The organism is Nocardiopsis sp. NPDC101807 (genome assembly GCF_044766605.1).
Classification (GTDB): Bacteria; Actinomycetota; Actinomycetes; order Streptosporangiales; family Streptosporangiaceae; genus Nocardiopsis; species Nocardiopsis tropica.
The window spans coordinates 262598-273089 of the sequence record NZ_JBIWMK010000001.1 but is presented as its reverse complement, the minus strand read 5'-3'; the positions used below and the strand labels follow the sequence as shown (position 1 = coordinate 273089).

The following is a 10492-nucleotide window of genomic DNA, read 5'->3' as shown; positions in this document are numbered from 1 at the left end:
TGGTTAATAATAAAAAGGAAGATCGTGATTCAGCTTTCCTTCACTCCTCCGGAGAAGAGTTCGCCCTGGAGTAAAACCTGGGACAGTGTTACGTGGGACGATCCTGCTGCTATTTCCGAGATTGATCTTCGCTACAAGTACTTTGGGGTAAATTTTGAAATGGTGGTCGATGATGTTGAAATAGTATCCAAGAAGAGGTTTGTTACTCTTGTTGATCTGGCTTTGTCTCTCTCTGGCGTGATGAAGCGTATCTCGTCAGGAGAAGACGCCGCATTCGGTTTCACGGAAAGTGATGAGGTTATTCATCTGATTTGTGATGGGAATCTCATTTCGGTGACTTCATCGAAGTCTCTCGTGCAGGCGTCTGTGGGGCGCAAAGAACTCCTTGATGAATTTTCTCGATTCCTTCGAGAGGTGCATTATCGACTGGTTTTAAATATCCCCGGGTTGTCAAAAAACCCAGTTATATGGCGATTTTATTCGGAGTAGGACGACTTTTAAGTGGGGGGATGAATGAAGTGTTAAGTTATTTCACTGGAGTGGGCTGGCGGAGCTCCCAATAGTTTACCTAAAAATACATCATCATGCTTGTAAGGTGCTTTTGGAAAATGAGAATAAATGCGATGTCGAGCATGGATGGGAAGTCAGAAGAATTGTGGCCATAGTGCACGTTCAACCTGCACTAGGGGGCCATTCATGTCATGGAGAGCTCGGTCTGAATCCACCAGGATAACTCACTTGGAGGTGCGGTCTCACGGATGTGAGACTGGGTGCTGGACTGGCGGAACAGGGAATCGAGGGGCCGTTTTTCTGAGCGTATTTTTCAAGGGTGAGTGGAACTATTGCGAGAGTTCGCTCGGGGCTTCATTGCTCATTCCTCAGGTCATTAATGGCCTGCAAGGTGAAAGAGAGGTTACAGGGGCCTATTTTCCGGGGGAGGACGCCTGGTTCTGTCTCACTGGACAGCGGAAAACTGATGTAGATCTGGTAGGGGGAAGCCATCTGAGGCTGGCAGTAAATCCGGATCGCAGTTACGGCGCGCTGGTGTGGTGTGTTGATGATAAATTCCCTAGGAAGGGAGGAGTCTACGACTATGTGTGGATTTCTGACAACCCCGAACCTCTTGATTTCGACCCGCACGTAGTTTCCGATCCGGGGTATCCACTCTTTCATGACCCGGCTAGTGCTCTGCCGATTTCCCAAATCCGGGCCGCGGTGGAGGAATTTTGTCGCCTGGCCTCGGGGGCTCGACCCGAGTGCATCAACTGGGTTTCCGGTGAAGTGAACGGCCAGCGATTGGATCGCCCACCGATTGTCGATTACGTCGAGGAACCGGAGATCGACTGGGGCAGCCTTCGATAGCTGAGTCCCACCATGCGGGAAGTGCGGCTGCGGATTCTCTCGTTTTTATATTGAGGAAATATTGTTGAGGTGGATTTCTTGGATGTCTTTCGTGGGCCTCGAGAGAAAAAACCTTCGATGGTCCTGAGGAATAGATGGACGGCTTCCTTTGGGGTGGTCGTCAGTCTCCTGTTTGGCATGTTCTGGCTTGCTGGAGTTCTGGGCTCCACTGCTTCTGGAAATGGATTGTATGCGTGGGAATGGTTTTATTTTTCACTTTTCCACCCTCTTTGTTGCTGGTTCTTCTTGAAGGTTTCTTTCTTCGCGCATGTCGAGCTGAAGGGGGATTCAGTGGTCGTGAAGAATTTATTCACCAAGCACACCTTCCCCGCTCGGATGGTTTCGAGGGTTCTGTGGGAGGGAGGTGTGGACATCATTCTCGCCGACGGGAGCAAGTGGTGGTGCATCAACCTCGGCGGGTCGCTGCTCGGCGCCCTCGCCGGTTTCCCCACGAACCGGAGGTGTGCCCGGGAGATCGAGGCGTTCGCCGAGGCGAAGAAGCGCGAGCGGCAGGCCGGGGAGGGCGACAGGGTGGTGACCTCCCCGCACCTGAACCTCGGGTTCCTGCTCGGGGCGGCGCTCGTGTCCTTCGTGCTGATCTACCTGTTCGGGCTCGCGCTCGCGTAGGCGGAACCGTCTGCGGGACCGCGCCCCGGTCCGCTCCGGGACACGACGGTCCCGCGGCGCGGACCGGGACGGCGCGCTACCTGTACCTGCGGCCCTGGTTGCGGCCGATGAGGAACCACAGGAGGGCCCCGATGAAGGGGGCGATGCATACGAAAATGAGCCAGACGATCTTCATGGCCCCGTCCACCCGGGAGCCGAGGATGCTGAACACCGCGGCGATGATGAAGACGACCACGGCCAGGCCCACCAGCAGGGCCATGATGAGGATGAAGGCCGTGATCCCGGCTTCCATGGTGGTCGCGTCGGCCAGTGCCAGCAGCGTCATGCGGTGCCCTTTCGGGGTCGGTAGTTCAAGTCGGTCCGTCCCTCCGGGGCAGGTCGGCTCCGGGGAACGTTCTCCACGCTAGGTGCGGGGTCGCCTTCCCCACATCCACCTGCGGGCCCTACCGCCGCGGCGACCAAAGCGGTAGAGGCACGACCACAGGGTCCGCTTTGGTCGGTGGGCGCACCGACTTTCGTCGGTGGCCGCGCGCGGGCGTCCCGCCTCCCGGTGATGAGCTCGCCCCTTCCCCTCGTGGAGTCGCCGGCCTGACCTTAGAATCGGGTGATCCCGTCGGATGTCCGAGCGTGAGGGGTCCTGTCCATGGCCGCGTCGACCGATCTGACCGCGTCGTCCGAGTGGTGGCGGGGCCTGAACGAGGCCATGTCCGCCCGGCGCCCGCTCCCCAGGGTGCAGCCGCTGGTCAAGGAGCACCTGCGCTGGTACCCCAAGGCGGACGTCGCGCTGTTGAGTCGCGCCTACGCCGTCGCCGACCACCTGCACCGCGAGCAGAAGCGCAAGAGCGGCGAACCGTTCATCATCCACCCGCTCGCGGTCGCCACGATCCTCGCCGAGATGGGGCTGGACACCGCCACCCTGGTGGCCGCGCTCCTGCACGACACCGTGGAGGACACCCCCTTCAGCCTCGCCCACCTGGCCGCCGAGTTCGGCGCGGAGGTCGGGATCATGGTGGACGGGGTCACCAAGGTCGACCGGTCCATGTACGGGAGCGCGGCGGCGGGGGAGACGTTCCGCAAGATGGTCGTCGCGGCCAAGGACGACCTGCGGGTGCTCCTCATCAAGCTCGCGGACCGGGTCCACAACCTGCGCACCCTCCAGTTCCAGCCGCCGCACAAGCGCGTCAAGATCGCCCGGGGCACCCGTGAGCTGCTGATCCCGCTGGCGGAGCGGCTGGGGGTGTACCAGCTCAAACGGGAGCTGGAGGACCTGTGTTTCGAGTACCTGGAGACGGAGGACTTCGAGCGCGTGCGGGAGCGCACCGAGCAGGTGCGCCGCTCCCACGAGCACGAGATCGACTCCCTGCGGGTGAGCCTGCGCGACGTGCTGCACGGCTTCCGGGTCAAGGCGGAGGTCGTGGTGCGCGAGCGGCACCTGTACTCCGTGTTCACCTCCGGCCTGCGCGCGGGCTCGGAGGTCGGCCCGGTGGCGACGGTCCGGTACGTGGTCGTGGTGCGCGGCGGGGAGCAGAACGCCTACCTGGCGCTGGGGGCGGTCCACGGCAGATGGCGTCCGGTGCCGAGGAGGTTCCGAGACTTCATCGCGACCCCCAAGTACAACCTGTACAAGGCCCTGCACACCACCGTGGTCACCGAGTCGGGCCGCCAGGTCCAGATCATCATCTGCGACCCCCACGCCCGCGAGGTGTCGGAGTTCGGGATCATCGCGCAGATCCGCCAGGAGACCTCGAAGGACGGCCGACTCCTCCAGGACGGCCGCACCAGGGCCGACCCCGAGTGGCTGACCCGGTTGCTGGGGTGGCAGGAGCAGGCCAGCGCCGAGGACCTCCTCACGGGGGCGCGCACCGACCTGGCCGACACGATCACGGTGCTGACCGGCGAGGGCAGGGTCCTCACCCTCCCGGAGGGGGCGACCCCCGTGGACGTGGCCTACGCCCTGGGCGAGGAGACCGGCAACCACTTCTCCGCGGCCACGATCGACGGCCGCCTGGCCGGGCCGGCGGCGAGGATCCGCGAGGGCGACACGGTGCGGATCGTCACCACCGACGAGCCCGCCCCGGACCGGGGGTGGCTGGACTCGGTCCGGACGGGCGAGGCGCGGGTGGGCATCACCGCCTGGCACCGCGTCCGCGCCCGCGAGCGCGCCTCCGAGGACGGGCGGTGGCGGCTCGCCGAACTGCTGGGGCAGGACCGGCTGGTCGAGGCGGAGGCCGCCGGAAAGCTGATCGGGGTGGCCCGGCGCATGGGCCACCCCGACATGGAGGACCTGTACGTGGCCCTGGGGGAGGGGCGCTGCGCCCCCGAGGAGGTCTCCGACAGGCTGTCCTGAGGGGGATGCGGCCCTGCTCCGCGCACGGCGGAGCGCCCGGCGGGCAGGCCGGTGTCCGCTCGACCCCTGGTCCGGTGCTGACCCGCAGCAGGGAGGCCGCCCCCACTCCGCGGAGGCGCGACACGCCGGGCGCCCGCGTCCCCCGTGACGCGCCCGCGCGTCGGAGGATGTACTCATGGAGAGCGAGCAGGACGAAGGTCAGGTCAGGGGGTACGAGGATGGTGACGATCCCATCCAGGTGTGCCTGGTCGGTGGGCCGCGTGCCTGGTCCGGCCTGGTGATGGAGGACGTCTTCACCCGCGACGAGATTCTCGGCGTGCCGTGGGAGGACCTGGGCGCGGACCTGGTGGTCCCGGGCGACGTGCGCCCCGATCCGCCGGTGGCCCGGTACCGGCCGCTGGACGGGACCGCGCGGTGGGTCTGGCACTTCACGGGGTGGGAGCCCCCCGAGGCGGAACCGGCGGCCGAGGCCCTGCCCGTCCGGCGTGTTCCGGAGAACGCCCCGCAGTGAGGCGTCTCGCCGCCGCTTCGCGCACGCACCGTCGGCGCGCCCGTCCGGAGCCTTCCGGGCGGGCGCGCCGCCGTCACGGGCGGGGGCCGTGCGGCCCCCGCCCGGCGCTGCGGTTCAGGACCGGGGCGGTTCAGGTCCTGGCGGAGCGGAGCCGGACGAGCGCGGCCAGGCCCCAGGCGACCAGCCCCGTGACCGCTCCGACGGCCACCCCGGTCACCAGGCTGCCGACCACCGCGAAGCCGCGGATGACGACCGCGTGCGCCAGGGGCGGCAGGTCCGCGAGGTTGCCGCCGAGGGCCGGAGGGTCGCCCTCCCAGGCGACGTTCCACAGCAGCTGGTGTCCGAGCGCGAGGAACACCCCGTAGAACGCGCCCACGACGAGCAGGGTCGGGAACGGGTTCGGCACCCGGGCCAGGACGGCCGCGGCGATCCATACGACCAGCGGGACGAACACGAACAACGCGTTGACGAACGTCCCCTCCTGGATGAGGCCGAGGTCGTGCAGCACCACGCGCGGCGCCGCGAGCAGGGCCAGCCCGATCAGGGCGATGAGGGGCAGGCCGAGGGTGGAGCGCTTCTGTCCGGTCATGCCACCGACGTTAGGGAAGGCGCTCCCCCGGGGCATCCGCGCCGGGTCTCGCCCGTGTACGTCGAGAAGCGACCTCGGGGCCGCGCTCGCGGGCCCCGGCGCGACGGCCCGGACCGCCTCTTCCCGCCGGGTTCGGGGCGCGGTGGCTCCCCCTCGGGCGGGGGCGGACGCACGGCGCAGGAGCGGTGCCCGGCCGCCACGGTCCTACGGTTCGGCCGCGCGGTGCGCCGGGTCCTCGCCGGTACCGTGCGCGGATGGCGCGGAGGGGCTCTGGCGGCGGCTGCCGCCGGAGCCCGTGGCCGCCCTGGCCGCACGGCCCGGACGATCCGTCACCGGCCCAGGGCGATGGCCTGGGCCTCGACCTCGGCGGGCTCGGGGCCGTCGTCGACCCTGCGCAGCGCCCGGCGCCCGAGGAGGACGATCAGCGCGGCCACGACGACCGAGCCCGCCGCCGCGTACATCGGGGCGCCAGGGGACAGGGCCGCGGCCAGCGCCGAGGCCGCGGGGGGAGCGGCCGCCCCGCCGAGGAAGCGGATCGCCGAGTAGGACGACGACGCCACCGGCCGGGGCAGGTCGCTGGCCTCCATCACCGACTCCGTCAGCACCGTGTTGAGCACGCCCAGCAGCAGTCCGCCGAGCACGACGCAGGTGATCAGGCCCGCCGTGGAGGAGATGAGGGCGCCCGCGGCGGCCAGGTCGGCGGCGAGCAGGAGCAGGGCGGCCCACAGGACGCCCGTGCGGCGCCACCGCCGGGTCAGGACGGGGGCGACGAACACGGAGGTGACGGCGACGGCCAGTCCCCAGCCGAAGAAGGTGAACCCGAGCCCCATCTCGTCCAGGCCCAGCGGGAAGGGCGTGTACGCCAGCAGCGCGAAGAAGCCGATGTTGTAGAACAGCGCGGTGAAGGCCAGCACCAGGACGGCGGGCTCGCGCAGCGCCGTGAACGGCGCCGACAGCGGGACCGGCGCCGTCCCGGCGATGGTGTCGCTCCGCAGCAGGGTGGCGATCGTGACGAACCCGACCGCCATGAGCACGGCGGTGCCGAAGAAGGGTCCGCGCCAGCTGACGCTGCCGAGCAGTCCGCCCATGAGCGGTCCGGTGGCGATGCCCAGTCCCAGGGACGCCTCGTAGAGGACGATCGCGGAGGAGGAGCCGCCGCTGGCCGCGCCGACGATGGTGGCCAGGGCGGTGGAGATGAAGAAGGCGTTCCCGAGCCCCCAGCCGGCGCGGAAGCCGATCACGGACCCGACGTCGCCCGCGGCCCCCGCGGCGGCCGCGAAGACCACGATCAGGGCCAGTCCGAGCAGGAGGGTGCGCTTGGCCCCGATCCGGCTCGACACCCAGCTGGTCACGAGCATGGCCAGGCCGGTGACGAGCAGGTAGCTCGTGAACAGCAGCGAGGTCTGGGTCTGGGTGGCCTCCAGGCTGCGGGAGATCGCGGGAAGGATCGGGTCGACCAGCCCGATGCCCATGAACGCGATCACGGAGGCGAACGCCACCGCCCACACCGCGCGCGGCTGCCGGAGGATCGAGCCCTCCTGTCGGGGTGGCGCGTCACCCGCCCCGTGCGGGGCGGTGCGCTCGTTGTCGGTCTCCGCCACCATGTCTCGCAACTCCTGTCGGTCGTCGGTGGGGAGGACGGCGGCCGGTGCGGTCGGGGTCCTCGCGATGATTCATATAGGTAACCTATGTTAATCCTCGGGGATTCCCGCCCGTGCCGGGAGGGTTCGGGGGAGGGACCGGAAAGGGGCCGGGGGAGAAGCGGCCCGCTCAGGCCTCGCCGCGCCGCAGCCGGCCGTCCAGGAGCCGCACCGAGTCCGCCAGCAGGGTCCGCTCGTGCTCGGACAGGTCGGTGAACAGCGGGGTCAGCGCCGAGCCGATCCGGGACCTCCAGTCGTCCAGCGCCGCCTCCCCCTCGGCGGTCAGCTCGTGGAGGTTGGCGCGCCCGTCGTCGGGGTCGGGGCGGCGCTCGACGTACCCGGAGGAGAGCAGGGACTCGACGATCACCGTCATGGTGGGCTGGCGGACCCGGCAGTGGTCGGCCAGCACGCCCAGCCGCAGCGGGCCCTTCTCCCGCAGGACGCTGAGCGCGCGCCAGGTCGCGGGCGAGGTGCGCTCCCCGGTCGCGTGCGCGGCGTAGCGGGCGAGGCGGTTGCTGATGTTGATCAGGCGGACCAGCAGTTCGGCGACCTCGTCGTCCTCACGGCCCTCGTTGTTCCTCACGCGGCCAGGCTAGCCGCAGCGGCCCCCGGGTCCCGCCACGGCGGGAGGGCGGCGCCGGGCACGTCGGTGCGGTCGGCGGGCCCCGTGGCCGCGTTCGCGCACGTGGAGGGGGCGCGGGCCGATCGGGACGGGCGTCCGGTCCGGGTCGGCGGGGCCCGCGCTGTCCGGAACCGGCCGCGGTCCCGGCAGCGGCCTCCGGGGAGGGGGCGCGGGCTCAGCCCCCGGCGGTGAGCCCCGCGTCGTGGGCGATGAGGGCCGCCTGGACCCGGTTGCGCACCCCCAGCCGGGCGAGGACCGCGCTGACGTGGGTCTTCACGGTGTCCTCCGCCAGGTGCAGGGCGCGGCCCACCTCCGCGTTGGACATCCCCGCCCCCACCAGCGCCAGGACCTGCCGCTCCCGCGGGGTGAGGGCGCCCAGGCGCTCGTCGGCCGCCTCCGCGCGGAACTCCCTCCGGTTGCGGAAGCCCGCGACGACCCGGCCGGTGACCTTCGGCGACAGGAACGCGCCGCCCTCGGCGAGGGTCCGCACCCCCGTGACGAGTTCGCGCGGAGGGGCGGCCTTGAGCAGGAAGCCGTCGGCCCCGCCGTCCAGCGCCCTGGCCACGTAGTCGTCCTGGCCGAACGTCGTCAGCATGGCGATCGAGGTCGTCGGGCAGGTGCGGCGGATCGCCTCCACGGCGGTGAAGCCGTCCGCGCCGGGCATCTGGATGTCCAGCAGTGCCACGTCGGGGCGTTCGCGGCGGGCGAGCGCCACGGCCTCGATCCCGTCGCGGGCCTGCGCGACGACGGTGACGCCGGGGTCGGAGGAGAGGATGGCCGCGATCCCCGCGCGGATGAGGGGTTCGTCGTCGGCCAGCAGGACGCGGATCACCGGTCCCCGCCCTCCCCGGCCTCCGGTGCGCTCCCGGCGCCCGTCGGGACCGCGTCCTTGGCGACGAGGCGGTCCCGCGCGAAGCACAGCCGGTAGGCGTCCGCCCCCGAACCCGGCAGGGCCGTCCGGGAGCGGTAGTGGTCGCAGGTCCATCCGCTCGGCACCGGCCCCGTGTCCGGCGGGTCGGGCATGGTGGACGGCGGGAGCACCGGCGCGACCGCCGACCGCGGGTCCCCGACCCGCAGCGACGCGAAGTCGGCCGGGTCCAGGACCGCACGGGAGGAGACCAGGGCGTAGTGCCCGGCCCACAGGACGACCAGGGCCGTCAGCAGGGCCGCGGGGACCGCGAAGGCCGCCGCCAGCGCCCTGCCGGTGCGGCTCCGGCTCCGCTCCCGCTGCCGCGCGGACTCGGGGGCGGAGGGGAAGGGCTCCGGGGCGGAGCTGGGGGCGCAAGGGTCCGGGCCGGGGGCCGAGGGGGTCGGGAGGCGCACGGTGAGCGTGAACCCGGCGCCCGTCGGGGACGCCGGCCCGCCGGTCCGCGTCGGACCGGCGGAGAGGGTCCCGCCGACGGCGCGCACCCGTGCGCGCAGCGCGGCGAGGCCGGACCCGCCGGAGGCCAGGACGGGGGTCTCGGTCGCGGAGCCGTTGACCACGGAGACCGTGTAGCCCTCCGCGGGGGCCGGGGCCGGGGCCGGTTCGTCGGGGGAGGCCGGCGGGCCGCTGGAGGCGGTGGCGTCCGGTCCGCCGGCGGAGGAGACCGCGTCCCCCGTGACGGTGGCGGCACCGGCGGGACCGCGGAGCGCCCGCGCCGGCCGGACCCCGGCCCCGTCACCGGTCGACGGGCCGGAGGAAGCGAGGACGGCGGCCCCCGGGGCGCCGGCGCCGGACGCCCGCGTCCCGAGCCGGTCCACCCGCACGGCCACCGGTGCGCCGGGTGCGTGCTTGGCGCTGTTGGTCAGCCCCTCCCGGACCACGACGTACACCAGGGCGCGCACCTCGGCGGGCATCCCCTCCCACAGCCGCCCGCCGGTCAGGCCGACCTCCAGGGAGGCGTTCCGGGCGTGCCCGACGAGACCGGCCAGGTCGCCGTCGCCGGTCCCGGGTCCGGCGGGCTCCGCGCCCCCGGCCTGGAGGAGCCCGATGATCTCCTGCAGGCGCTCGACCGCGCCGATCGCCCCCGCGCCGAGTTCGGCCACCCCGCGCCGGTAGTCCTCCGCGCCCAGCCCGGGCGCGACCTCCAGGGCCCCGGCGCGCACGGCGATCAGGCTGAGCTCGTGGCCCAGGGAGTCGTGCATCCGCGCCGCGATGCGCTCGCGCTCCCGGACGCGTTCGCGCTCGGCCGCCACCGACCGCTCCCGTTCGAGGAGTTCGGCGCGCCGCCAGCCGAGCCCGGCGGAGTCCGAGCGCACCCGCAGGTAGCGGCCCACCAGCCACGGCAGTACCGCGCACACGACCGCGAGCACGCCCCTGGCCAGGGCCGAGGTCGTGTCCTGCCCCAGGGCGAGGGCGGCGGCCGGCTGGACCAGGAACGCGGCCGCCGCGCCCGCGCCGGTCACCCGCCCCCGGAGGTTCCAGCCGGCCGCCAGCGCCAGCGAGGCCAGGGCGACGCCGCTCCCGGTCAGGGCCGTGGCGGCGGTGAGCGGCACGAGGCAGCTCAGCCCCGAGGCCAGGACGGCGGCGCACAGGAGGGTTCCCCGGGTCGCGCGGCCCGGGGCGCCGCCGCTCTCACCGCCCCCGTGAACAGGGTCCTGCGTCCTGATCCCCGCCGTCTTTCGCACAGCGGTCAGGCTACAGAACGGCCGTTCGGCACGGCCTCACCCGAAAGTGCCGGTTCCGGGGAGGCCGACACCGCGTCGGGGGCGGGGCCGCCCCTCCGGCCGGACACGTCCGGGTGAGGTGCGCGGGGCCGCACGGGGCCTAACG

General features: G+C 70.9%; 11 protein-coding genes. 5 read left to right on the top strand and 6 right to left on the bottom strand.

Annotation, left to right across the window (positions count from 1 at the left end):
* Positions 1-24 precede the first annotated feature (24 nt).
* From ACIRPH_RS01270 to ACIRPH_RS01260, 3 genes are all read left to right on the top strand, one after another.
* A complete protein-coding gene (locus ACIRPH_RS01270; RefSeq protein ID WP_402907925.1) occupies positions 25-489 on the top strand; it encodes a hypothetical protein in 465 nt (154 codons plus the stop codon).
* A gap of 129 nt (positions 490-618) precedes the next feature.
* Positions 619-1362, top strand: a complete 744-nt coding sequence (locus ACIRPH_RS01265; protein ID WP_402907923.1) for an Imm1 family immunity protein — start codon at positions 619-621, stop codon at positions 1360-1362.
* Between the two features lie 405 nt (positions 1363-1767).
* On the top strand, positions 1768-2028 hold the full coding sequence (locus ACIRPH_RS01260; protein WP_402907922.1) for a hypothetical protein: 261 nt from the start codon (positions 1768-1770) through the stop codon (positions 2026-2028).
* Positions 2029-2104: 76 nt separating this feature from the next.
* Here the strand turns inward: ACIRPH_RS01260 and ACIRPH_RS01255 are convergent, their stop codons facing one another.
* Positions 2105-2353: a PLDc N-terminal domain-containing protein gene (locus ACIRPH_RS01255; RefSeq protein WP_402907920.1), complete on the bottom strand. Its 249-nt coding sequence runs from the start codon at positions 2351-2353 to the stop codon at positions 2105-2107.
* Between the two features lie 318 nt (positions 2354-2671).
* Here ACIRPH_RS01255 and ACIRPH_RS01250 point away from each other — a divergent pair, with 318 nt between their 5' ends.
* Both ACIRPH_RS01250 and ACIRPH_RS01245 read left to right on the top strand, forming a co-directional pair.
* Positions 2672-4375, top strand: a complete 1704-nt coding sequence (locus ACIRPH_RS01250) for a RelA/SpoT family protein (protein WP_402907918.1) — start codon at positions 2672-2674, stop codon at positions 4373-4375.
* 175 nt (positions 4376-4550) lie between these two features.
* Entirely contained in the window at positions 4551-4886 is a 336-nt protein-coding gene (locus ACIRPH_RS01245) for a hypothetical protein (RefSeq protein ID WP_402907917.1), read from the top strand.
* Between the two features lie 130 nt (positions 4887-5016).
* Here the strand turns inward: ACIRPH_RS01245 and ACIRPH_RS01240 are convergent, their stop codons facing one another.
* From ACIRPH_RS01240 to ACIRPH_RS01220, 5 genes are all read right to left on the bottom strand, one after another.
* Positions 5017-5475, bottom strand: a complete 459-nt coding sequence (locus ACIRPH_RS01240; RefSeq protein ID WP_402907916.1) for a hypothetical protein — start codon at positions 5473-5475, stop codon at positions 5017-5019.
* 329 nt (positions 5476-5804) lie between these two features.
* A complete protein-coding gene (locus ACIRPH_RS01235) occupies positions 5805-7079 on the bottom strand; it encodes an MFS transporter (protein WP_402907914.1) in 1275 nt (424 codons plus the stop codon).
* A 166-nt stretch (positions 7080-7245) separates the two neighbouring features.
* On the bottom strand, positions 7246-7698 hold the full coding sequence (locus ACIRPH_RS01230) for a MarR family winged helix-turn-helix transcriptional regulator (protein WP_402907912.1): 453 nt from the start codon (positions 7696-7698) through the stop codon (positions 7246-7248).
* A 214-nt stretch (positions 7699-7912) separates the two neighbouring features.
* On the bottom strand, positions 7913-8569 hold the full coding sequence (locus ACIRPH_RS01225) for a response regulator (protein WP_402907910.1): 657 nt from the start codon (positions 8567-8569) through the stop codon (positions 7913-7915).
* Positions 8566-10347, bottom strand: a complete 1782-nt coding sequence (locus ACIRPH_RS01220; RefSeq protein ID WP_402907908.1) for a sensor histidine kinase — start codon at positions 10345-10347, stop codon at positions 8566-8568. Before ACIRPH_RS01220 ends, ACIRPH_RS01225 begins: the two co-directional genes overlap by 4 nt.
* Between the last annotated feature and the right edge of the window lie 145 nt (positions 10348-10492).

Coding starts and splice junctions, on each gene's coding strand:
- ACIRPH_RS01265 (WP_402907923.1), top strand. CDS start 619: ATGCGATGTCGAGCATGGATGGGAAGTCAGAAGAATTGTGGCCATAGT.
- ACIRPH_RS01255 (WP_402907920.1), bottom strand. CDS start 2,353: ATGACGCTGCTGGCACTGGCCGACGCGACCACCATGGAAGCCGGGATC.
- ACIRPH_RS01250 (WP_402907918.1), top strand. CDS start 2,672: ATGGCCGCGTCGACCGATCTGACCGCGTCGTCCGAGTGGTGGCGGGGC.
- ACIRPH_RS01245 (WP_402907917.1), top strand. CDS start 4,551: ATGGAGAGCGAGCAGGACGAAGGTCAGGTCAGGGGGTACGAGGATGGT.
- ACIRPH_RS01240 (WP_402907916.1), bottom strand. CDS start 5,475: ATGACCGGACAGAAGCGCTCCACCCTCGGCCTGCCCCTCATCGCCCTG.
- ACIRPH_RS01235 (WP_402907914.1), bottom strand. CDS start 7,079: ATGGTGGCGGAGACCGACAACGAGCGCACCGCCCCGCACGGGGCGGGT.